Below are 23,806 nucleotides of genomic sequence, written 5' to 3' on the forward strand. Positions count from 1 at the left end.
CGCGGCGGCCGGTCTCGCCGCGGGCACGCTCCTCGGTGCCCGGCCGCGTGGGTAAAGTCTCCCCCATGCATGATCTCGGGGCGGGATTCGGTCATCTCCTGAAGGGCCAACGATGGGTGGCCCGGCACGGCAGGCAGTACGGCTTCGGCCTCCTGCCGGGGCTGATAACCCTGGTGCTGTACACGGCGATACTCGTCGCCCTGGCCCTGTGGGGCGACGACGCCGTCACCTGGGCCACACCGTTCGCCGACACCTGGCCGAGCCCCTGGCTCGGCCTCTTCCGCGGCTTCCTCACGGCCGTCCTGTTCGCCCTCGCCCTCCTCCTCGCCGTCCTCACCTTCACGGCGGTCACCCTTCTCGTCGGGCAGCCCTTCTACGAGAGCCTCTCGGAGCGGGTCGACCGCGATGTCTCCCCGGACGGCACCGCCCCGCAGTCGGGCCTGCCCCTCCACCGCGAACTGTGGATCTCGACGCGCGACAGCCTCCGCATCCTCGTCCGCGCGGCGCTCTGGGGCGTCCTCCTGTTCGCCCTCGGCTTCCTCCCGCTCGTCGGGCAGACCGTCGTCCCCGTGGCCGGCTTCTTCGTCACCGGCTTCTTCCTCACCGAGGAACTCACCGCCGTCGCCCTCCAGCGCCGCGGCGTGGAACTCCGCGAGCGCCTCACCCTGCTGCGCTCGCGCAAGCTGCTCGTCTGGGGCTTCGGCACGCCCCTCGGCCTGGCCTTCCTCGTCCCCTTCGTCGCGGTCTTCCTGATGCCGGGCGCGGTCGCGGGCGCCACGCTGCTGGCCCGCGACCTGCTGGGCGAGGAGTCGGCCGGGGCGGAAGACCCCAAGGGCGAGCAGGTCAGCCGCGCCTGACGCCGAACGCGGTGTCCGCGGCCACCGTCACGATGGACCTCACCTGGGCGATGATGTCGAGCCGGTTGCGTACGAACTCGGGGTCGGTGACCGTGCCGGTCGCCGGGTCCGTGTTGCCCGTCCCGAACTGCAGGACCGGGGTGTGGACATGCCCGCCCGGCAGCGTGTCGTGCAGCCCGAGCCGGTCCCGCAGCAGCGTCGCCGGGTAGGCGATCTCGTTCGAGAGGTAGTCGCCGCCGCCCCCGGCCCGGGCCACCGAGCCGGCCGTCGGTCCGTCCGGCCGTACGACGGGAGCCGTGCCGCCCGCCGGGATCTCGGTCACCTCGGTGTGGTCGTACACGGGGAAGCGCCCGGTGTCCGCGGCGACGATCGCCCGGTACGGGAGGGTGGTCGACGTCCACTGCGGCTGCGTGGCGGGGTCCGCGACCGGGACGGTCCCCGTCCGGCCGATGGTGTCGTTGTCGGGGAAGCCGCCCCGCCAGGCCCCGTTGGTGCGCTCGACGTCGAAGCGGCCGATCCGGCCCTGGCTCACGGTGGTGAACAGGTCGGCCTTCGGCAGGTACGGCCGCAGCGTCCGCTCGACCTCACCGTCGGTGAAGTCCTGCCAGCGCACCGGGAACACCACGGTCTCGATGCGCGCCGGGCCGTGGGCCGTCTCGATCGTGGTGCCGTCCAGGGCGAGCGCGGTGGCCCCGGAGGGGTTGGAGATCCGGATGTCCCGGTCCAGCGTGAACGGGTCGAACCCGGTCAGCAGGATCCGCTGCACACCCTTGCCGGGCGGGTAGCGCACGGTGTCCTGGCCGCGCGAGGTCACCTCCAGCTCGGACAGGAGCCGTGCCCGCTGGGTGCCGGTGAGACCGAACCGCGGCTCCCAGGTCCGCACTTCCCGGGTCATCCCCAACCGCGCCCAGTACAGCGGCCGGTCGTCGTCCCTGCTGAGGTCGCCGCCGGTCGCGCCCCGGCCCTGTGCCCGGTCGACGGCCCGCCGCCACAGCGAAGACCCCTGCCGGGCGACGACCCGCTCGGCCTGTGCGTAGGAGTGGGTCTTCGCCAGCGCCCGCGCCAACTCCGGGGCCATGGAGTCGAATCCGGAGCGCTTCAGGATCTCCTGCGGGACGGCCCGGTCGAGCCGCTGCTCCTCGGCGGTCGTGGCGGCGGGTTCGGCGGTCGCCGTCTGCGGGGCCGTGAGCCCAGCGAGCAGGGCCAGTCCCAGGACGCCGCTCCGCACACGTAGGGAAGTCAAGGGAGTTCAGGTCCTTCCGTCGCAGTGGGGTGCGTGGTGCCGGACGGGCGCAGTATCGCGTGGCGGCCGTGGCGGGTGCCACGGTGCGGGACTCAGACGGGCAGCCGCGCCGCCGCCTCGCGGAGCGCTTTCACGAACGCCTCCGCGGCGGGAGTCAGGGACCGCCCCCGGGCCGTCGCCGCGTACACCGCGCGCGCCGGCGCCGCCTCGTCCAGGACCGGGAGCAGTACGACGTCCGGGCGCACCGAGTCCGCCGCCAGGGCCGGGACCAGGGCCACGCCGAGACCGGCCGCGACGTACCGAGCTTGGCTGCCCACTCGGCCACGACGTGCGCGATACGCGGCCGGAAGCCGTGGCGCAGGGCCGCGTCGAGGAGGGAGCCCTCGGGGCGGGGGTGCCGGATATCGAGTCGTCATCGGCGAGTTGGAGCAGTCGCACCGGGCCGCCGTCGGCGAGCGGGTTCCGTCCATCACGGCCACCAGCAACGGGGCGGCGCGCTCGGGAGTCAGGCCGCTCGGCAGCCGCTCCCGTACTCGGCGCGCAGCATCGCCGCCATGCTCGTGCGCACGCCGCGGTACCGCTCGGTGAAGTACCCGCGCGCCGGGTGCCCCTCCGTGACGCTTTCTCCGAGCAGCGCCGCGAACGTCTGCACGATTCCGGGCCGCATCGCGTTGTACTCGATGAGCGCGGCGAGCAGGTCCACACGCCACCGGCCGTCGGGTACCGCGTCCCACTGGTCCCGCTCCTTGAGCACCGTGACCAGCAGCGCGTTTTTCGTCGGGAAATAGTGCAGCAGCCCCTGCTGGGTCAGGCCCACCCGCTCGGCGACCGCCGCCATGCTCGCTCCGCGGTAGCCGCGCTCGGCGATCACTTCCAAGGCCGCACGCACGCTCTCCGCGCGCCGTTCCTCCCTCCTGGACCTGGCGGCACGGCGTCACGGTACGACATGCGTATCGCCCGCATGTCGCGGCAGGACCACGAGATCTGTCGCTCCACAGGCGGCGACCGGTACGCCATGCGGGTGCGAGGTCCGGGGTGTGAACTCGAACGCCTGGTCGTTTGTGAAGGGTTCGTACGAGATCCAGGCCCGGCCCTCGATCGCGGACCACCGGCTCACGACGGGGATTAACGTCTGATCCGGGGCAGGCCTCCCCGCGAGCAGCCCCGGTCCGGGACCTGACCCCTGGACCGGGGCTCGGGGCGTTGCGGGGCCGGTGCCGCGCGGCACGAGCGGCTAGGCCCGTACCCCGAAGGCGTACACCGTCTCCGAGCGGTACACCTCACCCGGTCGCAGGACGGTGCTCGGGAAGTCCGGCCGGTTCGGGGAGTCCGGGAAGTGCTGCGTCTCCAGCGCGATCCCGTCGCCGGGGGCGAACGGGGCGCCGAGGTGGTCCGCGGTGTAGAGCTGGAGCCCGGGCTCGGTCGTGGCCACGGTGAGCACCCGCCCGGATGCCGGATCGTGCAGTTCGGCGACCTCTTCCGGGGTCGCGGTCACGCCCTTGTCGAGCACGAAGTTGTGGTCGTAGCCCACGCCGGTCTTGCGCGCCGTGCGGAAGTCGAAGCGGGTGCCCGTCACGTCCGCCGGTTCGCCTGCCGGGATCAGGTCCCCGTCCACCGGGGTGATCCGGGATGCGACGATGCGCAGTTCGTGCCCGCCCGCATGCCCCGAACCGGACAGGTTCCAGTAGGAGTGGTTGGTGAGGTTGACGACGGTCGTCGCGTCCGTGACCGCCTCGTAGGCGATCCGCAGCGCGCCCCGCGCATCGAGGGTGCAGGTCGCCGAGACCTCCAGCCGGCCGGGGAAGCCCTCCTCGCCGCGCGGGCTCACCCGGGACAGCCGTACGCCGTGCTCGACCGGCTCCACGTCCCACAAGCGCTTGTCGAATCCGCGTGCACCGCCGTGCAGCGAGTTCGGCCCGTCGTTCGGCCCGAGTGCGTAGCTCCGGCCGCCCAGCGGGAAGCGGGCACCCCCGATGCGGTTGGCGTACCGGCCCACCAGCGCACCGAGATACGGCTCCGGATGCTCCAGATAGCCGTTCAGCCCGGGGAAGCCCAGCACCACGTCCGCCCGGCGCCCGTCCCGGTCGGGGATCTCCACCGACTGCACGATCCCGCCGTACGACAGGACCCGCACGCGCACCCCGTCCCGCTCGAGCGTCCAGCGGCGTACCGGGGTGCCGTCGGGAAGTGTGCCGAAAAGTTCGCTCATGTGGGAAACACTAGGTCACGGGGTCCTTCGCCGTGACGGTGCGGTAGGCGATCTCCGCGAGCCGTGCCTGACCGTTCCTGCTCGGGTGGAACCAGTCCCATTGGCTGAGCTGGTCGGTGCCGAAGCGGTAGTCGAAGACCGCGTTGCCGTCGAAGCGGCACCTCCGGTCCCGCGCGCACACCTCTCTCAGGACCTTGTTGTACGCCTCCACGCGGGCCTGCACCTTGTCGCGCCGCTTCGTCGCCGCCTCGTCCAGCGCGTCCGCGTTGCCCAGCATCGACGGGCAGATCCCCAGCTTCCACACCTCCTTGCCGATCGGGCTGGTGCGGCCCTGCGACCACAGCCGCTTCAGGTTCGGCACGCTGGAGACGTAGACCTGCGCCTTGGGCTGCTCATCACGCAGTGCCGCCATCGCCTCCTCGAACTGGGCGCGGAAGCCGGCGACCGAGGTCATCGCGGAGGGGGAGGGCCGGCAGGCGTCGTTGGCGCCGACCATCACGGTCACCAGCTCCGGTTTCCGCCGCGCGGCCTGCACCATCTGCCCGGCCAGATCGGACATCCGGGCCCCGGTCACGGCGTAGTTCCAGCTCTTGAGGGCGGCCCCGGCCGCCCCGAGCAGCCGTACCGCGAGGCTGCCGACGCCGGCGTCGCTGCCCGTCGCCCACGAGACCTCGGGGCAGTCGGACAGCACGTTGCACGCGTCGAAGCCGCGGGTGATGGAGTCGCCGACGGCGGCGATCGAGCCCGGGGAGCGGTTCCAGAGCGGCGCCGGCCTCGGGGACGGCCGCGACTGCTCGGTGGTCGTCTGCGAAGCGGTGCCGTCGCCCCCTGAGGCGTCGCAGCCGGCGAGCCCGAGAAGAGCCGCCGCCGTGACCGCCACCACGGTCCGTGGGCGGTGGCTTCGCTTCCGCATTCTGGTCCCCTCGTTCGTTGTCCATGGCCCGGCGGTCGATGGACGCCCTCGTTCGGCAGCGCTTCGGACACGCTCGGTCAGTCGCGCGTCCCCTTGGGTGAAACCTCGGCGTTAACGGCCGTCCGGACCGACGGTACGTCACACTCCTTGCGCCGCAGCACGGTAGCCTCGCCCCGTGGCCGCTCTGCCACGCACGTTCCGTAAAGTTACAAGATGTCGCGGTCTGCCCGGAGGTTCAGGTGACGACACGTGGAGTCCTGTACGTACACTCCGCGCCACGCGCACTGTGCCCGCACGTCGAGTGGGCGGTCGCGGGCGTGCTGGGCACGCGCGTCAACCTCGACTGGATCCGGCAGCCCGCGGCTCCCGGCACCTGGAGATCCGAGTTCTCCTGGCAGGGCGAGCCCGGCACCGCCTCCAAGCTTGCCTCCGCCCTGCGCGGCTGGCAGTTGCTGCGCTTCGAGGTGACCGCGGAACCGTGCCCGACCGCCGAGGGCGAGCGCTACAGCTGCACCCCCGACCTCGGTATCTTCCACGCCGTCACCGGCATCCACGGCGACATCCTGATCCCCGAGGACCGGCTGCGCGCCGCCCTGGTGCGCTCCCAGCGCGGCGAGACGGACCTCGAGGCCGAACTCGCCAGACTGCTCGGCAAGCCCTGGGACGACGAGCTGGAGCCGTTCCGCTACGCGGGTGAAGGCGCCCCGGTGCGGTGGCTGCACCAGGTCGTCTGAAGAGCACCTGACGACGGCTGAACGGCACGCGACGACAGCCGAAAGGCCCCCGCCGAGCGGCGGGGGCCCTTCATGCGTGACGGGGACGGCGCGCGTCAGACCGTGCGGAACGCCAGGACGACGTTGTGGCCGCCGAAGCCGAACGAGTCGTTCAGCGCGGCGATCCGGCCCTCCACCGGCAGCTTGCGGGCCTCGCCGCGGACGACGTCGGCGTTGGCCTCCGCCTCGGGGTCGATGTTCTCGATGTTGATTGTCGGCGGGGCGACGCGGTGGTACAGCGCGAGGACGGTCGCCACCGACTCCACTCCGCCCGCGCCACCGAGCAGATGACCGGTCATCGACTTGGTCGCGGACACCGCGATGTGGTCCGCGTCGTCGCCGAAGACCTTGCGCAGCGCCTTCAGCTCGGCCACGTCACCGGCCGGCGTCGAGGTGGCGTGCGCGTTGACGTGCATGACCTCGGCCGGGTTCAGGTCGGTGTTGTCGAGCAGGTTCTGCAGGGCGTGCGAGATGCCGCGGCCCTCGGGCTCGGGCTGCACGATGTCGTGGCTGTCGGCGGAGATGCCCTGGCCGACCGCCTCCGCGTAGACACGGGCACCGCGCTTGGCGGCGTGGTCGGCGGACTCCAGGACCAGGACGCCCGCACCCTCGCCGAGGACGAAGCCGTCCCGGTCGGTGTCGTAGGGACGCGAGGCGCCCTGCGGGTCGTCGTTGTTCTTGGACATCGCCATCATGTTGCCGAACGCGGCGATCGGCAACGGGTGGATCGCGGCCTCCGTACCGCCGGCGACGACGACGTCGGCGCGGCCGGTGCGGATCATCTCGATGGCGTAGCCGATGGCCTCGGCGCCCGACGCGCACGCGGAGACCGGGGTGTGCACACCGGCACGGGCGCCCACGGCCAGACCCACGTTCGCGGACGGGCCGTTCGGCATCAGCATCGGCACGGTGTGCGGGGAGACCCGGCGGACGCCCTTCTCCCTCAGTACGTCGTACTGGTCGAGCAGCGTGGTGACACCGCCGATGCCGGAGGCGATGACGGCACCGAGACGGTCGGGGTCGATGCTCGAGTCCTCACCCGCCTTGTCGGTGAAACCGGCGTCCGCCCAGGCCTCCTTGGCCGCGATCAGCGCGAACTGCGCGGAGCGGTCAAGGCGTCGGGCCTGGGGCCGCGGGATGACCTCGGACGGCTCCACGGCGATCTGCGCGGCGATGCGGACCGCCTGCTCGGCGGCCCACTCCTGCTCGAGGGGGCCGACACCGGACTTGCCGGCGACGAGGCCCTCCCAGGTAGAGGCCGCGTCGCCACCCAGCGGTGTGGTTGCGCCGATACCGGTGACGACCACGGTGCGATTGGTCGAGCTCACGGGAATTCTTTCTCCAACGGATGCGAGGATTCAGCGGCGCCACCGCCGGGTGGCGAGGCGACGGCCCGAAGGCCGGGCCACCGGCCCGGCGTTGGGCAGTCTGCCCAGGTTGATCGGTTGATCAGGCCTGGTGCTTGAGGATGTACTCGGCGGCGTCACCGACGGTCTTGAGGTTCTTGACGTCGTCGTCGGGGATCTTCACGTCGAAGCGCTCCTCGGCGGCGACGACGACCTCGACCATGGACAGCGAGTCGACATCCAGGTCGTCGGTGAAGGACTTGTCCAGCTGGACGTCCTCGGTGGGGATCCCGGCGATCTCGTTCACGATCTCGGCGAGACCGGCGACGATCTCTTCCTGAGTGGCGGCCATGTCAGGCGCTCCTTCGTATGTATCCAGAGGGTGTGGCGCCCACCGCGTCAGCGGCAGGTGCTTGCAGTTCCCGTGTCGGACCGCTTGATCCGGCACGGAGTGCCTAGGGGAGGGTAACGACCGTCGCGGCGTACACGAGACCCGCCCCGAAGCCGATGACGAGCGCGGTGTCGCCGCTCTTCGCCTCGCCGGTCGCCAGGAGCCGCTCCATCGCGAGCGGGATCGAGGCGGCCGAGGTGTTGCCGGTGGTGCGCACGTCGCGGGCGACCATGACGTGCTCCGGCAGTTTGAGAGTCTTCACCATCGAGTCGATGATCCGCACGTTCGCCTGATGCGGGATGAAGACGTCCAGGTCGTCCGCGGTGATCCCGGCCGCGTCCAGCGCCTGCTGGGCGACCTTCGCCATCTCGAACACGGCCCAGCGGAACACCGCCTGGCCCTCCTGGGTGATCGCGGGGAACTTGACGTTGCCCTCGCTGTCCACCGGGAGCCCGGAGACATCGGCCGTGGAGGTCCCGCCGATCGAGCCGATCCGGGCGTGGAACTCGTTCCAGGGCACCGTCTGCTTGATCGTCTCGGACTTGTCGCCCTCCGAACCCCACACCGTCGGGCCGATGTGCGGCTCTTCGGCGGGGCCCACGACGACCGCGCCCGCACCGTCGCCGAACAGGAAGGCGGTGGCCCGGTCCTCCAGGTCGGTCAGGTCCGAGAGGCGCTCCACGCCGATGACGAGGACGTACTGCGCGGACCCCTCGACGATCATGCCCTTGGCGAGCGTGAGGCCGTAGCCGAAGCCCGCGCAGCCGGCCGAGATGTCGAACGCGGCGGCCTTGTTCGTACCGAGCTTGTCGGCGATCTCGGTGGCGATGGCCGGGGTCTGGCTGAAGTGCGAGACGGTGGAGACGACGACCGCACCGATCTGCTCGGCGTCGATCCCGGCGTCGGCGATCGCCTTGCCGGACGCCTCGATGGACATCGCGGCGACGGTCTCCTCGTCGTTCGCCCAGTGCCGGGTCTCGATGCCGGAACGCGAGCGGATCCACTCGTCGGAGGAGTCGATCTTCTCCAGGATCACCTCGTTGGGGACCACCCGGACGGGGCGGTAGCCGCCGACGCCGAGGATGCGCGCGTAGGGAGCGCCCTTCGGTGCCTTGATCTTCGACATGCTCACGGGTCTCCTGATCAGGCGCTGTGCTCGGCGATGAGCTCGCGAGCAGCGTCGAGGTCGTCGGGGGTCTTCAGGGCCAGCGTCGTGACGCCGGGCAGCGCTCGCTTGGCAAGGCCGGTCAGGGTGCCGCCGGGGCACACCTCGATCAGCGCGGTCGTGCCCAGCTTCTCGAAGGTCTCCATGCACAGGTCCCAGCGGACCGGGTTGGCGACCTGGCCGACCAGGCGCTGGAGCACCTCGGGGCCGGTCTCGACGGCCTGCCCGTCCTTGTTCGAGACGTAGGTGACCTTCGGCTCCGCGGGCGCCAGCGCCTCGGCGGCGTGCGCCAGGGCGTCGACCGCGGGGGCCATGTGGTGGGTGTGGAAAGCGCCCGCGACCTTCAGCGGGACGACACGGCGCACTCCCTCGGGCTTGTCGGCCTCGAGGGCGGCGAGCTGCTCCAGGGTGCCGGCGGCGACGATCTGCCCGGCGCCGTTCACGTTGGCCGGGGTCAGACCGAGCCTCTCCAGATGCGGGATCGTCGTCGTCGGCTCGCCGCCGAGCAGCGCCGACATGCCCGTGGGCGTGATGGCGGCGGCGTCGGCCATGGCCAGCCCGCGCCGGCGGACGAGCGTCAGGGCGGCCGCGTCCTCGAGGACGCCCGCGAAGACGGCGGCGGTGATCTCACCGACACTGTGGCCGGCGACCGCCCCGGGAACGATGTCACCGAGTGCCGCGGCGGACAGCAGACCGGCGGCGACCAGCAGCGGCTGGGCCACGGCGGTGTCCCTGATGGCGTCGGCGTCGGCCTCCGTGCCGTAGTGGGCGAGGTCGAGCCCGATGGCGTCCGACCAGGCGGCGACACGGTCGGCGGCGCCGGGGAGTTCGAGCCAGGGAGTCAGGAAGCCGGGCGTCTGGGCGCCCTGGCCGGGAGCGACGAGTACGAGCACTCTCACACTCTCTCTTGGGGACGGCCAAAGCCGCCCGTGAGGACAGGGACGAAGAACCGCAGGGGGTTTTGTGGGCCTCCGACAAAAGACTAGTTCTGGGGTTCCCCCTCGGTCAGCCGCCCCAGGATGAGTGCGATCCGCAACGTGAACGCGGAGCGTACATCAGACGGCGACCAGCCGGTGACGTCAGTCACACGTCGGAGCCGGTAGCGCACGGTGTTCGGATGAACGAAGAGCATCCTTGCGGCGCCTTCGAGACTTGACGCCTGTTCCAGGTAGACGCTCAGGGTTTCCAGGAGAGCCGAGCCCGCCTCTTCCAGCGGTCTGTAGATCTCCTCCACCAGTTGTTCGCGCGCGCTCGGATCTCCGGCGATCGCGCGCTCCGGGAGCAGATCGTCGGCCAGTACCGGCCGCGGTGCGTCCTGCCAGGCAGAACACCCCTTGAGGCCTGCGGCCGCGGCCTGCGCGGAGCGGGTCGCGGCGAGCAGATCGGGCACGACGGGACCGGCCACCACGGCTCCGGCGGCGAACGGACCGATCAGCGACTTGGCGACGGCGAGCGGGTTGTCGCGGCCCCCGGCGATCACCACGAGCCGGTCCCCGAGCACCCCGGTGAGGACCTGGAGCTTGGCATGCCGGGCGGCCCGCCGGATCGCCTCGACCGTCAACTCGCTGTCACCGTCGGGAGCCGTACCCAGCACCACACACACATGTTCGGGCGAGTTCCAGCCGAGCGCGGCGGCCCGGCTGACCGCCCCCTCGTCGGCCTCCCCGCTGAGCACGGCGTTGACGACGAGCGACTCGAGCCGGGCGTCCCAGGCACCGCGTGCCTCGGCGGCCTGCGCGTAGACCTGGGCGGTGGCGAAGGCGATCTCACGGGCGTACACCAGGAGTGCCTCGCGCAGCACGGACTCGTCACCGGGAGCGGCCACCTCGTCGATGGCGGACTCCATCACCTCGATGGTCGTGCGCACCATCTCCACGGTCTGGCGCAGCGTGATGGCGCGGGTCAGCTCGCGCGGCGCGGTCCCGAAGACATCGGTGGAGATGGCCTGGGGGGCGTCCGGGTGCCGGAACCACTCGGTGAAGGCGGCGATGCCCGCCTGGGCCACCAGACCGATCCAGGAGCGGTTCTCCGGGGGCATCGCGCGGTACCACGGGAGGGTCTCGTCCATGCGGGCGATGGCCTGCGCGGCGAGACTTCCGGAGGACTTCTCCAGCCGCTTCAGTGTCGCGGCGTGCGGATGGACGGAGCGCACCGCGTGTTCGGTGTGGCTGGCTTCGGGATGGGGCACGGGGACAAGACTGCCTTATCGGGCCGGGGCCGTGTGCTGGGGGTCCCGGAGGGCGGGCGCCGCGCGGGACTACCGTGGATCCCGTGATGGACGTACGGCGCGCCGGCGAGCGCTACCGCGGGGGGGATCCGGCCGCGGGGATCGAGTCCCTGCACGCCTTCAGCTTCGGTCCGCACTACGACCCCGACAACCTGCGCTTCGGCGCGGTCATCGCCTGCAACGAGGAGCGGCTCGCACCCGGCGCGGGCTTCGACGAGCACCCGCACAGCCACACGGAGATCGTCACATGGGTGGTGGAGGGTGAGCTGAGTCACCGTGACACGACAGGCCGCACCTCGGTGATCCGGCCCGGCGACGTCCAGCGCCTGAGCGCGGCCGGTGGCGTGCGCCATGTGGAGCGCAACGACGGCGACGTGCCGCTGGTCTTCGTCCAGATGTGGCTGGCTCCGCTGGAACCGGGCGGCGATCCCGTGTACGAGGTGGTCCACGGCATCGCCGACTCCACGCCGTACGCGGTCCCGGAGGCCCGCGCGATGCTCCATGTGCGCCGCCTGGGGGCGGGGGAGCGGACGGCGGTGCCGGACGCCGCGTGTGCGTACGTGCATGTGGTCCGCGGCGAAGCGCACCTGGGCGGGCATGAGTTGGGCCCGGGGGACGCGGCGCGGATCACGGACGCGAAGGACCTGGAGGCGGTGGGCGTGACGGAGACGGAGCTGCTGATGTGGGAGATGGGCTAGCGCCCGCCGAGCTCCGCCAGCACCGCGTCCGTGAACGGCGTCCACGCCTCGGTCGCCCACGGCCCGAACGCGCGGTCCGTCAGCGCCACGCACGCCACCTGCGCGTCCGGGTCGATCCACAGGAACGTGCCCGACTGCCCGAAGTGGCCGAACGTCCTCGGTGAGGACGAATTCCCCGTCCAATGCGGCGACTTGGAGTCGCGGATCTCGAAGCCGAGTCCCCAGTCGTTGGGGTTCTGGTGCCCGTACCCCGGCAGCACGCCCTTCGTGCCGGGGAACTGCACCGTCATCGCCTCGGCCACCGTCCGCGGATCCAGCAGCCGCGGCGCCTGCACCTCCGCCGCGAACCGCACCAGGTCGGCGAGGGTCGAGACGCCGTCCTTGGCCGGGGAGCCGTCCAGGCTCGTCGAGGTCATGCCCAGCGGCTCCAGCACCGCCTGGCGTGCGTACTCGAAGAACCGGATGTCCGTCGCCTTGGCCACATGGTCGCCCAGCACCTCGAACCCGGCGTTCGAGTACAGCCGCCGCTCCCCGGGTGCCGACATCACCCGGTGTTCGTCGAACGCCAGCCCGGAGGTGTGCGCGAGCAGATGGCGGACCGTGGAGCCGGGCGGTCCCGCGGGCTCGTCCAGCTCGACCGCCCCCTCCTCGTACGCGACGAGCACCGCGTACGCGGCGAGCGGCTTGGTGACCGAGGCCAGCGGGAAGCGGTGGTCGACCGGGCCGCGCGTGCCGAGCACGGTGCCGTCCGCACGGACCACCGCCGCGGCGGCGGTGGCGACGGGCCAGTTCTCGATCAGCGCCAGGCTCTGCAAGGACATGCTTCCGAGCCTATGCGGCTCACAGCTGCAGCCGCATCGAGGGGTCCGGCTTGCGTACGAAGCCCAGCGAGGCGTAGAGCGGCTCGGCCTCGGCGGACGCGTTCAGGTCGACGTGCCGGACGTCCTGCTCGCGGAACCAGTCCAGCAGTCTCTCCATGCACGCGCGGGCGTATCCGCGGCGGCGGGCGTCGGGATCGGTGGCGACGCTGAAGACGTGCCCCACCCGGCCGTGCGGATTGCCCTCGCGGCCGATGCGGTACTCGACCGTCCCGGCCACCAGTGCCGCGAGCGCCCCCGGCCGCTCGGGATGGTCGATGACGAACGCCGCGAATCCTGTCCCGGGATCGGCGAGACGACGGCGCACGGTCGGCAGGGACTCCACCTGCCACTGGGTGGCGGAACCTGCGGAGTGGACGGAATCCAGCATCACCTGACGCAGCCGCAGCAGCTCGGCGGCGTCCTCGGGCACGGCCCGGCGTACAACACTCATGAGGCGCACGCTAGTCAGGCCGTCTGCCGGGGTCTCGCCATTTTCACCCCACTCCGCTTGCTTGGAGTCCACTCGAAGGTTTTAGCGTGGGGTGCATGACGGTGATCGAGACCTTGGCCGAGGCGGCCGACAACGGGACCGACGTCTGCTCCGTCCCGCCACTGGGCCACCCCCGGCCCGACGGGCAGGACAGCTACACGATCAGCGAGGTCGTCGCCTTCACCGGCCTGACCGCGCACACCCTGCGCTGGTACGAGCGGATCGGGCTCATGCCGCACGTGGACCGCTCGCACACCGGTCAGCGCCGCTACTGCAACGCCGACCTCGCCTGGCTCGACCTGGTCGGCAAGCTCCGGCTCACCGGTATGCCCGTCGCCGACATGGTGCGCTACGCCGAGCTGGTGCGTGCCGGAGATCACACCTACGCCGAGCGGTACGAACTCCTGGAGGCGACCCGCCGGGACGTGCTCTCCCGGATCGCGGAACTCCAGGACACGCTCGCGGTGCTCAACCGCAAGATCGACTTCTACGCGGACGCCGGGCAGGCCCTGGCGTCGGAGAGGCCCCGATGACGGACAGCAGGATCGCCAGGGTGCGGCTCGGCGACGACGGTCCCGAGGTCGGCGTGCAGGGCCTGGGCTGCATGGGCATGAGCTGGGCGTACGGCCCCTCGGACGCCGGGGAGTCGCGCGCCGCGCTGGAGCGGGCGCTGGAGCTGGGCGTCACGCTCTACGACACGGCCGACGCCTACGGCGCGGGGGAGAACGAGAAGTTCCTGTCACCGTTCTTCAAGGCGCACCGGGACGAGGTGGTCATCGCGACGAAGTTCGCGATCTCCTCGTCGCCGAACGAACCGTACAAGCGTGTCATCCGCAACGACCCGCCCTACATCCGTGAGTGCGTCGAGGCCAGCCTCAGGCGCCTGGACGTCGATGTGATCGACCTCTACTACATGCATCGCCGGGACGTGAACGTGCCGATCGAGGAGACGGTCGGCACCATGGCGGAGCTGGTGCGCGAGGGCAAGGTCAGACACCTGGGACTCAGCGAGGTCACCGCCGGCGAACTGCGCGCCGCCCGGGCCGTCCACCCGATCGCCGCGGTGCAGTCGGAGTGGTCGCTGTTCAGCCGGGACATCGAGGCGAACGTCGTTCCGGCGGCCAAGGAACTGGGCGTGGCCCTGGTGCCGTACTCACCGCTCGGCCGCGGCTTCCTCACGGGCTCCTTCTCCAACGCCGAGACCGACCTGACGGACCAGGACTTCCGCCGGACGATGCCCCGCTTCACCGGTGAGAACGCGGCCGCCAACGTGGCGCTCCTGGAGCCGATCAGGGCCGTCGCCGAGGCCCATGGCGCTTCTCCGGCGCAGATCGCGCTGGCCTGGGCCCAGCAGCAGGCCGCGGTGCACGGACTGCCGGTCGTCCCGATCCCGGGCACGACCAAGCGCACGCGCGTCCAGGAGAACGTGGCGGCGACGCACATCACCCTGAGTGCCGGCGAACTGGCCCTGCTGGAACCGATCGCCGCCAAGGTCGCGGGCGACCGCTACCCGGACATGACGTTCGCATCGGCGGGCAGGGAGTAGCGCCGCACCCGGCGGACGGCGGAGCTCCGCCCGGAGGCTAGAGCTCCGCCAGCAACTCCGCCTTCTTGGTGCTGAACTCCTCGTCCGTGACCAGGCCCGCCTTGTGCAGCTCCCCCAGGTGGCGGATGCGCTCGGCGATGTCCGCCGGGTCCCGCCTGGCGGCGGGCACCGCGACCGGGGCCGGCCCGGCGGCCCCTACGGCGGCCAGCACCGCCGCGGCGAAGGGCAACGACTCATGCACCGGGCCGTAGCCCAGCCCGAACACCACGGAGGCCGGATCCTGGTCCGGCTGAGCCGGCTGCGAAACCGCCGGCTCCCGCCGCAGCAGCCGCAGATGGCCTTCGAGGACCTCGGGGGAACGCCACTCGACCCCGCTGAGGTCGCCGACCGGGAAGCTCTGGTCGCCGGCCTTCCACTTGGCGGAGGACGCGCCCGTCCAGAACCAGCGGAAGGACACCGCCCTGCCGTCGAAGGACGCCTTTCCGTCGTACGCCTTGAACTGCTGCGGCGTCCCGGGCGGATCGACCAGGAACCGCTCGGCTGGAGCGCCGTCGGTGGTCAGCAGCGAGCGCAGTTCGTCCGCGTAGTACTCGGCGAGCGCCTCCCGCTCGGCCGGCAGGACCAGCCGGTAGGGGTCGGACGCCTCCTTGAGCTGCCCGTCCGCCGCCTCCATCAGCGGGTCGGCGCCGGGCCTGGGCACCGCGTGCAGGACCACGGTCCCGCGCTTGCCCTCGGTCAGTGTCACCCCCGCGATCGCCTCCAGGGGAATACGCCGTTCGCCGAGCGCCTGGAACAGCTTCGGCGTCCGGATCCCCCGTTCGAAGCGGATGAGCACGGAGTCGGAGTCGAACTCCCAGGCGGCATGAAATCCGGCCAGTACGTCACCCATGCGGCTTATCGTATGCGGCACTTGCTCCTCCGTCGCCTCCCCCGGCAGACCGCAATTCCTGTCTTTCTACGCGCGTCCGGACGACGCCGACCCGGACAAACCCGGCCGGCAGACGTCATCATGGCGGACGCAGTCCACCGTGCGGTATGCGCCAACACCGATCGCGGCGAAGTTCCGCAGGCTCTCGGTGCCGGGTGCGAAGTAGCCGGCGTGGCCCTTGGCTCCCTGCGCGGACAGCACCCTCGCCCCGAAGGCCCGGGAGACCGGGTCGGCGCCGTGACCGAGGCCGCCGACCTCCAGGTAGGGCACGTCCTGGATCCAGTCGTCGGCGTCCCGCATGGCCCACACCCGGGCGGTCGTGTGCAGCCCGGCGGCCGACTGGCTGCGCATGCCGGGGCTGCCGGCCACCGCCATGTCGGACACCCGGGACGGCAGTGCGTGCGCCGCCACCCCGCACACCACCGAGCCGTAGCTGTGGCAGTACAGCTGGACCGGCGAGCGGCCGGGCAGGGCGCGGACGAGGGCGTTCAGCCTGACGGCGCCCTCTTCGGCGCGCATCGCGGTCGCCGCCTCCATGCCGAGGCCGCTGGGCGCGGTGTAGTCCGCCCAGGCGATCACGGCGGTACGGGTCCGGGGGCTCGCCGCGCGCTCCGCTGCGTACAGTGACGTGGCCATGCCGACCGGGGCCGAGTACGCGCGGTAGGTGCGCTGGAAGGTGAGCAGATCGGTGTCGACGCCCGGGACGACGACCGAGATCCGCTGGGCGGTGTCGAGATCGCCGAGGACCTCGGCGATACGGCCCGAGCCCTCCGGGTCGAAGGCGAGGATCTGCCGGCCCTGGCTCATCAGGGCGTCGAAGCGGTGCATGAGGCGGCCCGCCTCCCGCTGCCCGACGGACGACAGCCGGTCGTCGTGCATCCGGGCGCGCTCGACCTTGCGCTGCTTGCCGAGAGCGATCCGGTTGGCCGCATAGCGCAGCTGCACGGGCGCCCCGTTCATGTTGCCGACCGCGAGCGGGTAGCGGTGGGCGAGCCGGGAGCGCTGGTAGGCGCTGAGCGAGGCGAAGAAATCGGCGATCCGGGCCGGGGACGCGCCGGGGTCCGGCAGCTCGCGTCCGGCGATCCTGCCGTGCTCCCACGCCGAACGCGACGCCTGGAGGGGCGTGGCGCCGCGATGGCTGCGCACGGCGGTCCAGCCGGTCGTCGCGAGCATCACGAAGACCACGCCCAGCGCAAGCAGTGCACGCCAGACGTTGAGTTGCGGGGAGGTGTCGAAGGAAGTCACTGGAAGGACACACTAGGAGAACGGGAGTGTTTCGCGTTAACCGAGTGATGCGTCTCACGTTTCTCGTACGCCAATTGCGGCAAAACGGGTGTGATTTACGTTCGATCGTCACGGTAAGTCGATGAGGCGCACGTCACTTGGCACTCCGGGTGGCCGGATCTCACCTCGCCGCGTGCCTCCGGGCCCCCGCGCGCCGGTAATTGGCTTGACGCCCGCGGGAAGGACGCCTGGTCACTCCGTGCGCCACTGCTCGGCCAACACCGGGCGCACGGCATCGAGATACGAGGCCGTCAACTCGTGGATCGCGGCCACGCTGAGGTCCTCCCGTGCGCTCCACAGCCGTTCCGTCACGCGTATCACCCCGCCGAACACAGCCACCGCCACGCGCGGCCGTGGATCCGTGTCCACGTCGAGCCCCTCGCGCTCGGCGATCACGCGGGCGATCTCCTCCTCCAGCTCCGCCGAACGGCGCAGGTGGGTGGCGAACAGGGCCGGCGTCGACTCGATCAAGCGGTAGGTGCGCAGGTGGAGTTGGACCGGGATGATCTGTTCGATGGCCTCGCCGATGCCGTCCCAGCCCTGGAGGACCGCCTGCCGCAGCGCCTCCAGCGGCGCCTCCTCGCGCGGCCGGGCGCGCACCAGGTCGACGAAGTGGGCGGCGGCGACGGAATGGGCGAAGAAGACGGCCTCCTCCTTGCCGGCGAAGTACCGGAAGAAGGTGCGCTGCGACACGTCCACGGCCTCGGCGATCTCGTCGACCGTCGTCCGTTCGTACCCCTGAGCGAGGAAGAGTTCCAGGGCGGCGCGCAGCAGCGCGTCCCGGGTGCGCTGCTTCTTGCGTTCACGCAGCCCCGGCCGCGGCGCGGTCTCCATGTGTCCTCTTTCTGTTCATCTGGCCCGTTCAGCCTATCCGGGAGTGGCGTGACAGTTACCGACATGTGAATTGGTTTGTCGATTGTCAGTGGCTGTCACTAGCCTCCACCGTATGACTAGTCAGACCACCGTCGACGCGACGGGACCGGGGGACAAGACGGCAGGCCGGCCGGCGGCGCCGTCGGACCGGACGCCCGGACGCGGACTGCGCGGCCACCCATGGTTCACCCTGATCACCGTCGCGGTCGGCGTCATGATGGTGGCCCTGGACGGCACCATCGTCGCCATTGCCAACCCGGCCATCGCCAAGGACCTCGGCGCGAGCTTCGCCGACGTCCAGTGGATCACCAACGCCTACTTCCTCGCCCTCGCGGTCACCCTGATCACCGCGGGCAAGCTCGGCGACCGGTTCGGGCACCGTCAGACCTTCCTGATCGGCGTGGTCGGCTTCGCCGCCGCCTCCGGTGCCATCGGCCTGTCCGACAGCATCGCCCTCGTCGTGACCTTCCGCGTCTTCCAGGGCCTGTTCGGCGCGCTGCTGATGCCGGCCGCGCTCGGCCTGCTGCGGGCCACCTTCCCCGCCGAGAAGCTGAACATGGCGATCGGCATCTGGGGCATGGTCATCGGCGCCTCCACCGCGGGCGGCCCGATCCTCGGCGGTCTGCTCGTCCAGCACGTCAGCTGGCAGTCGGTCTTCTTCATCAACGTGCCGGTCGGCGCCCTCGCGCTCGTCCTCGGCCTGGTGATCCTCACCGACCACCGTGCGAAGAACGCGCCGCGCTCCTTCGACCTGCTCGGCATCGTGCTGCTGTCCGGTGCCATGTTCTGCCTGGTCTGGGCCCTCATCAAGGCGCCGGCCTGGGGCTGGGGCGACGCGAAGACCTGGCTGTTCATCGGCGCGTCCGTGCTGGGCTTCGCCTTCTTCTCCTTCTGGGAGACGCGGGTGAAGGAGCCGCTGATCCCGCTGGGGCTGTTCCGTTCGGTGCCGCTTTCGGCGGGTGTCGTCCTGATGGTCCTCATGGCGATCGCCTTCATGGGCGGCCTGTTCTTCGTCACCTTCTACCTGCAGAACGTGCACGGTATGAGCCCGGTCGACGCGGGCCTGCACCTGCTGCCGCTGACCGGCATGATGATCGTCGGCTCTCCGCTGGCGGGCGCGGCGATCACCAAGCTCGGCCCGCGCATCCCGCTCGCGGGAGGCATGGCGGCCACCGCCATCGCCATGTTCGGGATGTCGACGCTGAAGGCCGGCACGGGCAGCGGTGTCATGTCGATCTGGTTCGCGCTGCTCGGCCTCGGTCTCGCGCCCGTCATGGTCGGCGCCACGGAGGTCATCGTCGGCAACGCGCCCATGGAGCTCTCCGGTGTCGCGGGCGGTCTGCAGCAGGCCGCCATGCAGATCGGCGGCAGCCTCGGCACAGCGGTTCTGGGCGCCGTGATGGCCTCCAAGGTGGACCACGACCTCGCGGGCAACTGGGCGGACGCCAAGCTGCCGCCGCTGACCGGGGCGCAGCTCGGCCAGGCCTCCGAGTCGGTACAGGTGGGTGTGGCCCCGGTGACCCCGGACACCCCGGCCGCGATCGCCCAGAAGATCACCACTGTCGCCCATGACACGTTCATCTCCGGTATGAGCCTGGCCTGCCTGGTCGCCGCGGGTGTCGCGGCGGTCGCGGTGCTGGTCGCCCTGCTCACCAAGCGGGGCGAGAACGCGGAGGCCGGCGCGGGGGCCGCGCACATCTGACGCCGCCCGGGCGAGTTCGCCCTGCAGGGTGACGACGGTCGAGATCCCGCCCGGCCCGGGGCGTCACGGGTCAGGGCGGGTCACGTCCTTCGCACGGCAGGGCTGCGCGAGGCGGAGGACGGCTGGACTGCGGCGCGCTGCCGGAGGGGGGCGGCGCGCGGGCAGGACTTGGCCCGGAAAACGGGGGTACCCGCACATCAGGCCCGAACCGGCGAGAGAGTTCAGGGAGTTGATGATGGCGGGCTTCGGAAACAGCACGCGCAGGTACCCCCGTTCACGAGGCCGGATGTGGTCCAGGAGCGGGCCGGATCGCGCGACGCTGGGAATCATCGGAGTCGTCTGCGCGATCGCGGGCTTCTTCGCCCTCGGTATCGTCCTCGGTCCCGTCGCCGTGGTCTGCGGCTGGCTGGCCATGGGCCGCAGCTGGGCGGGCACGCACGCCGTCCCGGCCCTGGTGGCCCTGGTCCTGGGAGCGATCGACACCCTCCTGGCACTCATCTGGCTGGTCGGCCTGACGACCCCCGGGAACGCACTTCTCTGACCCGAGGGGCCGAAGCGGAGCGAGAGGCGGGCCCGGCTACGGCCTCGGGCCCGCCTCCTCAGGTGCGTGCGGGTGCGGCACCGAGGTCCCCGACAACGCGGCCACCTCGGCCCGCAGCGCCCGTACCTCCTCCGTCAGCGCATCGATCGCCGCCGTCTGCCGGCGCTCCTCCGCGTCGTCCTGGTCGAACCGCGCGATGAACCAGGCGGCGATGTTCGCGGTCACCACACCGAGCAGCGCGATCCCGGAGAGCATCAGCCCCACGGCGAGAATCCGCCCGAGCCCGGTGGTCGGCGCATGATCGCCGTAGCCCACGGTCGTCATCGTCGTGAAGGACCACCACAGGGCGTCGCCCAGCGTCTTGATGTTCCCGTTCGGAGACTCCCGCTCCACCGACAGCACGGCGAGCGACCCGAACATCAGCAGCCCGACGACCGCGCCGGCCACATACGTGGTCAGCTGGATCTGCGAGGCCATCCGGGCCCGCCGCCCGACCAGCAGCAGCGTCGACACCATCCGCAGCAGCCGCAGCGGCTGGAGGACGGGCAGCACCACAGCACCCAGGTCCAGCCAGTGGGTGCGGACGAACTCCCGGCGGCAGGGGGCGATCGCGAGCCGAACGAGATAATCGGTGGCGAACGCGCCCCACACCACCCACTCCGTCACCGTGCAGGCGAGCGCCAGGGTCGGGTCCGCCGGGTTGTCCACGATCGGCACGGCGTAGGCGACGGCGAACAACAGCGCGAGCGCCAACAGCGGCCGTTGGGTGCGCTGCTCCCAACGGGCTTGCGCCGACGGTTGCTCCATGGCTGCATCGTAAGGAACGCGTAAGGGCGGCGGGGCCATCGGCCCGCCGCCCTTATTGCGGTCAGTGCGACCCCGGCCTCACGCGTCGCCGCCCGCCGCTCCCGGGTCGGCCGCCGTCACGTCGAGCAGCCGGTAGCGGTCGATCGCCTGCTTGAGCACCGAGCGGTCGACCTTGCCCGCCCTGGCCAGCTCCGCCAGAACGGCGACCACGATCGACTGCGCGTCGATGTGGAAGAAGCGGCGGGCCGCCCCACGGGTGTCCGCGAAACCGAAGCCGTCCGCGCCGAGGGACTGGTAGGCCCCCGGCACCCAGCGCGCGATCTGGTCCGGAACCGATCGCATCCAGTCGGACACGGCGACGAAGGGACCCTCGGTGCTGCCCAGCTTCTGCGTCACGTACGGCACCCGCTGCTCCTCCTCGGGGTGCAGCAGGTTGTGCTCCTCGCACTCCACGGCCTCGCGCCGCAGCTCGTTCCAGGAGGTCGCCGACCAGACGCCGGCCCGCACGTTCCAGTCCTCGGCGAGGATCCGCTGCGCCTCGAGCGCCCACGGCACGGCGACACCGGAGGCCATGATCTGGGCCGGGACGGTGCCCGAGGTGCCCTCGGCGATCCGGTGGACGCCCTTGAGGATCCCCTCGACGTCCACGTCCGCGGGCTCGGCCGGCTGCTGGATCGGCTCGTTGTAGACGGTGAGGTAGTAGAAGACGTCCTCGCCGTGCGGGTGTTCGGGCGAGGAGCCGTACATCCGGCGCAGACCGTCCTGCACGATGTGCGCGATCTCGTAGCCGTACGCCGGGTCGTAGGCCACGCACGCCGGGTTGGTGGAGGCCAGCAGCTGCGAGTGGCCGTCCGCGTGCTGCAGACCCTCACCGGTCAGGGTCGTACGGCCGGCGGTCGCGCCCAGGGCGAAACCGCGAGACAGCTGGTCCGCCATCTGCCAGAACTGGTCACCCGTGCGCTGGAAACCGAACATCGAGTAGAAGACGTACACGGGGATCAGCGGCTCGGCGTGGGTGGCATAGGCCGAACCGGCGGCGATCAGCGACGCGGTGCAGCCCGACTCGGAGATGCCGTCGTGCAGCATCTGGCCGGTCGGCGACTCCTTGTACGCGAGCAGCAGGTCCCGGTCCACCGACTCGTACTGCTGGCCGAGCGGGTTGTAGATCTTCGCGCTCGGGAAGAACGAGTCCATGCCGAAGGTGCGGTACTCGTCGGGTGCGATCAGCACGAACCGGCGGCCGATCTCCTTGTCCCGCATGAGGTCCTTCAGCAGTCGCACAAACGCCATGGTGGTGGCGATGGACTGCTGACCGGAGCCCTTCTTCACACTCGCGTACGTCTGGTCGCCGGGCAGCTGCAGCGGCTTGGAGCGCACGACGCGCGTCGGGACGTACCCGCCGAGCGACCTGCGCCGGTCGTGCATGTACTGGATCTCCTCGGTGTCCCGGCCCGGGTGGTAGTACGGCGGCAGCCCGGACTCGAGGTCCTGGTCGGAGATCGGCAGGTGCAGGCGGTCCCGGAAGTGCTTGAGGTCGGCGACCGTCAGCTTCTTCATCTGGTGGGTGGCGTTGCGGCCCTCGAAGTTCGGGCCCAGCGTCCACCCCTTGATGGTCTTGGCCAGGATCACCGTCGGCTGCCCCTTGTGCTCCTTGGCCGCCTTGAACGCCGCGTAGATCTTGCGGTGGTCGTGACCGCCGCGGCCCAGGTGCAGGATCTGGTCGTCGGTCATGTGCTCGACCATCGCGCGCAGCCGGTGGTCGTCGCCGAAGAAGTGGTCCCGGATGTAGGCGCCGGACTCCGTCGCGTACGTCTGGAACTGGCCGTCCGGCGTGGTGTTCATCTTGTTGACCAGGGTCCCGTCCCGGTCCTGCGCCAGCAGCGGGTCCCAGGTGCGGTCCCAGATGAGCTTGATCACGTTCCAGCCGGCGCCCCGGAAGACCGACTCCAGCTCCTGGATGATCTTGCCGTTGCCGCGCACCGGGCCGTCCAGGCGCTGCAGGTTGCAGTTGACGACGAAGGTCAGGTTGTCCAGGCCCTCGCGGGCGGCGATCGACAGCTGGCCGAGCGACTCCGGCTCGTCCATCTCGCCGTCGCCGAGGAAGGCCCACACGTGCGACCGGGAGGTGTCCGCGATACCGCGCGCGTGCATGTAGCGGTTCATCCGGGCCTGGTAGATCGCGCCGATCGGGCCGAGGCCCATGGAGACCGTCGGGAACTCCCAGAAGTCCGGCATCGAGCGCGGGTGCGGATAGCTGGAGAGTCCGTACGGGGCCTTGGACTTCTCCTGGCGGAACCCGTCCAGGTGACGTTCGGTGAGCCGGTCGAGGAGGTACGCGCGCGCGTAGATGCCCGGAGAGGCGTGACCCTGGAAGAAGACCTGGTCGCCGCCGTCGCCCTCGTCCTTGCCGCGGAAGAAGTGGTTGAAGCCCACGTCGTACAGCGAGGCGGAGGAGGCGAAGGTGGCGATGTGGCCGCCGACCCCGATGCCGGGCCGCTGGGCCCGGGAGACCATGACGGCCGCGTTCCAGCGCGTGGCGTTGAGGATCCTGCGCTCGATCTCCTCGTTGCCCGGGAAGAACGGCTCGCTCTTGGTGGGAATGGTGTTGACGTAGTCCGTGCTGCGCATCTCGGGCACGGCCACGCGCTTCTCGCGGGCCCGCTCGATCAGACGGAGCATCAGGTAGCGGGCCCGCTCACGGCCGCGCTCGTCCACGGCGGCGTCGAGGGAGTCGAGCCACTCCTGGGTCTCTTCGGGATCGAAGTCAGGAACCTGACTCGGAAGGCCGCCAATGATGATCGGATTGCGATCGGATCCGGAAGCCACGCTGTTCCTTACCTGTCAGAGGGCCACTTTTTCCTTGTGCCTGCGCCGATCCCCATCGTGTACCTCGCGGAAGCGAAACGTCATCTCTACTGTGAGGTAACCATCGCGCGGGACCGGTCTTTCGGGG

23 protein-coding genes and 1 pseudogene are annotated in these 23,806 nt (G+C 71.0%); 7 read left to right on the forward strand and 17 right to left on the reverse strand.

Annotated features, from left to right (window positions below):
- Nucleotides 1-65: 65 nt before the first annotated feature.
- A complete protein-coding gene (locus tag ABZ904_RS04480; RefSeq protein ID WP_360996710.1) occupies nucleotides 66-857 on the forward strand; it encodes an EI24 domain-containing protein in 792 nt (263 codons plus the stop codon).
- Here ABZ904_RS04480 and ABZ904_RS04485 read toward each other — a convergent pair.
- The 5 genes and pseudogenes from ABZ904_RS04485 to ABZ904_RS04505 all read right to left on the reverse strand — a co-directional run bounded on the left by ABZ904_RS04485 (nucleotide 844) and on the right by ABZ904_RS04505 (nucleotide 5,222).
- A complete protein-coding gene (locus ABZ904_RS04485) occupies nucleotides 844-2,100 on the reverse strand; it encodes a pyroglutamyl peptidase (RefSeq protein ID WP_361821087.1) in 1,257 nt (418 codons plus the stop codon). The genes ABZ904_RS04480 and ABZ904_RS04485 overlap by 14 nt on opposite strands.
- A 92-nt stretch (nucleotides 2,101-2,192) precedes the next feature.
- Nucleotides 2,193-2,417: a LysR substrate-binding domain-containing protein gene (locus tag ABZ904_RS04490; protein ID WP_359399300.1), complete on the reverse strand. Its 225-nt coding sequence runs from the start codon at nucleotides 2,415-2,417 to the stop codon at nucleotides 2,193-2,195.
- Nucleotides 2,418-2,555: 138 nt separating this feature from the next.
- Nucleotides 2,556-3,048, reverse strand: a pseudogene (locus ABZ904_RS04495) (helix-turn-helix domain-containing protein); the annotation flags it as partial.
- Nucleotides 3,049-3,334: 286 nt separating this feature from the next.
- Complete coding sequence (locus ABZ904_RS04500; RefSeq protein WP_361821089.1) at nucleotides 3,335-4,309, reverse strand: aldose epimerase family protein; 975 nt, start codon at nucleotides 4,307-4,309, stop codon at nucleotides 3,335-3,337.
- Between the two features lie 10 nt (nucleotides 4,310-4,319).
- Nucleotides 4,320-5,222 (reverse strand): SGNH/GDSL hydrolase family protein, encoded by a 903-nt coding sequence (locus tag ABZ904_RS04505; protein ID WP_360996722.1) that lies wholly within the window; start codon nucleotides 5,220-5,222, stop codon nucleotides 4,320-4,322.
- A gap of 239 nt (nucleotides 5,223-5,461) precedes the next feature.
- Here ABZ904_RS04505 and ABZ904_RS04510 point away from each other — a divergent pair, with 239 nt between their 5' ends.
- Entirely contained in the window at nucleotides 5,462-5,956 is a 495-nt protein-coding gene (locus ABZ904_RS04510) for a DUF3145 domain-containing protein (protein ID WP_359399306.1), read from the forward strand.
- 95 nt (nucleotides 5,957-6,051) lie between these two features.
- Here ABZ904_RS04510 and fabF read toward each other — a convergent pair whose 3' ends face one another.
- From fabF to ABZ904_RS04535, 5 genes are all read right to left on the reverse strand, one after another.
- Nucleotides 6,052-7,323 (reverse strand): beta-ketoacyl-ACP synthase II, encoded by a 1,272-nt coding sequence (fabF, locus tag ABZ904_RS04515; RefSeq protein WP_360996726.1) that lies wholly within the window; start codon nucleotides 7,321-7,323, stop codon nucleotides 6,052-6,054.
- A gap of 121 nt (nucleotides 7,324-7,444) precedes the next feature.
- A complete protein-coding gene (locus ABZ904_RS04520) occupies nucleotides 7,445-7,693 on the reverse strand; it encodes an acyl carrier protein (protein WP_043440034.1) in 249 nt (82 codons plus the stop codon).
- A gap of 103 nt (nucleotides 7,694-7,796) precedes the next feature.
- On the reverse strand, nucleotides 7,797-8,858 hold the full coding sequence (locus ABZ904_RS04525) for a ketoacyl-ACP synthase III (protein ID WP_359399310.1): 1,062 nt from the start codon (nucleotides 8,856-8,858) through the stop codon (nucleotides 7,797-7,799).
- Nucleotides 8,859-8,875: 17 nt separating this feature from the next.
- The gene (locus ABZ904_RS04530; protein WP_360996730.1) at nucleotides 8,876-9,790 is read right to left on the reverse strand and encodes an ACP S-malonyltransferase; all 915 of its coding nucleotides are present in this window, start codon (nucleotides 9,788-9,790) and stop codon (nucleotides 8,876-8,878) included.
- Nucleotides 9,791-9,879: 89 nt separating this feature from the next.
- Entirely contained in the window at nucleotides 9,880-11,085 is a 1,206-nt protein-coding gene (locus ABZ904_RS04535) for a helix-turn-helix domain-containing protein (RefSeq protein ID WP_359399314.1), read from the reverse strand.
- A gap of 86 nt (nucleotides 11,086-11,171) precedes the next feature.
- Here ABZ904_RS04535 and ABZ904_RS04540 point away from each other — a divergent pair, with 86 nt between their 5' ends.
- A complete protein-coding gene (locus tag ABZ904_RS04540) occupies nucleotides 11,172-11,822 on the forward strand; it encodes a pirin family protein (protein WP_359399382.1) in 651 nt (216 codons plus the stop codon).
- Here ABZ904_RS04540 and ABZ904_RS04545 read toward each other — a convergent pair.
- The gene (locus ABZ904_RS04545; protein WP_359399316.1) at nucleotides 11,819-12,643 is read right to left on the reverse strand and encodes a serine hydrolase domain-containing protein; all 825 of its coding nucleotides are present in this window, start codon (nucleotides 12,641-12,643) and stop codon (nucleotides 11,819-11,821) included. The two genes, ABZ904_RS04540 and ABZ904_RS04545, sit on opposite strands and share 4 nt — an antisense overlap.
- 19 nt (nucleotides 12,644-12,662) lie before the next feature.
- Complete coding sequence (locus ABZ904_RS04550) at nucleotides 12,663-13,133, reverse strand: GNAT family N-acetyltransferase (RefSeq protein WP_360996735.1); 471 nt, start codon at nucleotides 13,131-13,133, stop codon at nucleotides 12,663-12,665.
- Between the two features lie 95 nt (nucleotides 13,134-13,228).
- On the opposite strand from ABZ904_RS04550, the gene ABZ904_RS04555 reads away from it, so the two are divergent.
- Both ABZ904_RS04555 and ABZ904_RS04560 read left to right on the forward strand, forming a co-directional pair.
- The gene (locus ABZ904_RS04555; protein ID WP_359399320.1) at nucleotides 13,229-13,705 is read left to right on the forward strand and encodes a MerR family transcriptional regulator; all 477 of its coding nucleotides are present in this window, start codon (nucleotides 13,229-13,231) and stop codon (nucleotides 13,703-13,705) included.
- The gene (locus ABZ904_RS04560) at nucleotides 13,702-14,718 is read left to right on the forward strand and encodes an aldo/keto reductase (protein ID WP_360996739.1); all 1,017 of its coding nucleotides are present in this window, start codon (nucleotides 13,702-13,704) and stop codon (nucleotides 14,716-14,718) included. Before ABZ904_RS04555 ends, ABZ904_RS04560 begins: the two co-directional genes overlap by 4 nt.
- A gap of 37 nt (nucleotides 14,719-14,755) precedes the next feature.
- Here ABZ904_RS04560 and ABZ904_RS04565 read toward each other — a convergent pair whose 3' ends face one another.
- The 3 genes from ABZ904_RS04565 to ABZ904_RS04575 form a co-directional block, all read right to left on the reverse strand.
- A complete protein-coding gene (locus ABZ904_RS04565) occupies nucleotides 14,756-15,607 on the reverse strand; it encodes a DUF4429 domain-containing protein (protein WP_359399324.1) in 852 nt (283 codons plus the stop codon).
- A gap of 66 nt (nucleotides 15,608-15,673) precedes the next feature.
- Nucleotides 15,674-16,891, reverse strand: coding sequence for an alpha/beta hydrolase (locus ABZ904_RS04570; RefSeq protein WP_359399326.1), 1,218 nt, complete (start codon nucleotides 16,889-16,891; stop codon nucleotides 15,674-15,676).
- Nucleotides 16,892-17,122: 231 nt separating this feature from the next.
- Entirely contained in the window at nucleotides 17,123-17,764 is a 642-nt protein-coding gene (locus tag ABZ904_RS04575) for a TetR family transcriptional regulator (RefSeq protein ID WP_359399328.1), read from the reverse strand.
- A 112-nt stretch (nucleotides 17,765-17,876) separates the two neighbouring features.
- Here ABZ904_RS04575 and ABZ904_RS04580 point away from each other — a divergent pair, with 112 nt between their 5' ends.
- Nucleotides 17,877-19,505 carry an MFS transporter gene (locus tag ABZ904_RS04580; RefSeq protein WP_359399330.1) on the forward strand — a complete coding sequence of 543 codons (1,629 nt, stop codon included), beginning with the start codon at nucleotides 17,877-17,879 and terminating at the stop codon, nucleotides 19,503-19,505.
- A gap of 232 nt (nucleotides 19,506-19,737) precedes the next feature.
- Nucleotides 19,738-20,046 (forward strand): small hydrophobic protein, encoded by a 309-nt coding sequence (locus ABZ904_RS04585; protein WP_359399332.1) that lies wholly within the window; start codon nucleotides 19,738-19,740, stop codon nucleotides 20,044-20,046.
- A gap of 36 nt (nucleotides 20,047-20,082) precedes the next feature.
- Here the strand turns inward: ABZ904_RS04585 and ABZ904_RS04590 are convergent, their stop codons facing one another.
- Both ABZ904_RS04590 and aceE read right to left on the reverse strand, forming a co-directional pair.
- The gene (locus tag ABZ904_RS04590) at nucleotides 20,083-20,853 is read right to left on the reverse strand and encodes a potassium channel family protein (RefSeq protein WP_359399334.1); all 771 of its coding nucleotides are present in this window, start codon (nucleotides 20,851-20,853) and stop codon (nucleotides 20,083-20,085) included.
- 78 nt (nucleotides 20,854-20,931) lie between these two features.
- Nucleotides 20,932-23,679 (reverse strand): pyruvate dehydrogenase (acetyl-transferring), homodimeric type, encoded by a 2,748-nt coding sequence (aceE, locus tag ABZ904_RS04595; RefSeq protein WP_360996747.1) that lies wholly within the window; start codon nucleotides 23,677-23,679, stop codon nucleotides 20,932-20,934.
- Between the last annotated feature and the right edge of the window lie 127 nt (nucleotides 23,680-23,806).

The sequence above is a fragment of the Streptomyces sp. NPDC046900 genome (assembly GCF_040644975.1).
Lineage (GTDB): Bacteria > Actinomycetota > Actinomycetes > Streptomycetales > Streptomycetaceae > Streptomyces.

Excerpts from the sequence above, each read along its gene's own strand:
- ABZ904_RS04480 (WP_360996710.1), top strand. The coding sequence starts at position 66 with ATGCATGATCTCGGGGCGGGATTCGGTCATCTCCTGAAGGGCCAACGA.
- ABZ904_RS04550 (WP_360996735.1), bottom strand. The coding sequence starts at position 13,133 with ATGAGTGTTGTACGCCGGGCCGTGCCCGAGGACGCCGCCGAGCTGCTG.
- ABZ904_RS04590 (WP_359399334.1), bottom strand. The coding sequence starts at position 20,853 with ATGGAGCAACCGTCGGCGCAAGCCCGTTGGGAGCAGCGCACCCAACGG.
- ABZ904_RS04565 (WP_359399324.1), bottom strand. The coding sequence starts at position 15,607 with ATGGGTGACGTACTGGCCGGATTTCATGCCGCCTGGGAGTTCGACTCC.
- ABZ904_RS04580 (WP_359399330.1), top strand. The coding sequence starts at position 17,877 with ATGACTAGTCAGACCACCGTCGACGCGACGGGACCGGGGGACAAGACG.
- ABZ904_RS04585 (WP_359399332.1), top strand. The coding sequence starts at position 19,738 with ATGATGGCGGGCTTCGGAAACAGCACGCGCAGGTACCCCCGTTCACGA.
- ABZ904_RS04545 (WP_359399316.1), bottom strand. The coding sequence starts at position 12,643 with ATGTCCTTGCAGAGCCTGGCGCTGATCGAGAACTGGCCCGTCGCCACC.
- ABZ904_RS04500 (WP_361821089.1), bottom strand. The coding sequence starts at position 4,309 with ATGAGCGAACTTTTCGGCACACTTCCCGACGGCACCCCGGTACGCCGC.
- ABZ904_RS04575 (WP_359399328.1), bottom strand. The coding sequence starts at position 17,764 with ATGGAGACCGCGCCGCGGCCGGGGCTGCGTGAACGCAAGAAGCAGCGC.
- ABZ904_RS04505 (WP_360996722.1), bottom strand. The coding sequence starts at position 5,222 with ATGCGGAAGCGAAGCCACCGCCCACGGACCGTGGTGGCGGTCACGGCG.
- ABZ904_RS04540 (WP_359399382.1), top strand. The coding sequence starts at position 11,172 with ATGGACGTACGGCGCGCCGGCGAGCGCTACCGCGGGGGGGATCCGGCC.
- ABZ904_RS04525 (WP_359399310.1), bottom strand. The coding sequence starts at position 8,858 with ATGTCGAAGATCAAGGCACCGAAGGGCGCTCCCTACGCGCGCATCCTC.
- ABZ904_RS04560 (WP_360996739.1), top strand. The coding sequence starts at position 13,702 with ATGACGGACAGCAGGATCGCCAGGGTGCGGCTCGGCGACGACGGTCCC.
- ABZ904_RS04520 (WP_043440034.1), bottom strand. The coding sequence starts at position 7,693 with ATGGCCGCCACTCAGGAAGAGATCGTCGCCGGTCTCGCCGAGATCGTG.
- ABZ904_RS04555 (WP_359399320.1), top strand. The coding sequence starts at position 13,229 with ATGACGGTGATCGAGACCTTGGCCGAGGCGGCCGACAACGGGACCGAC.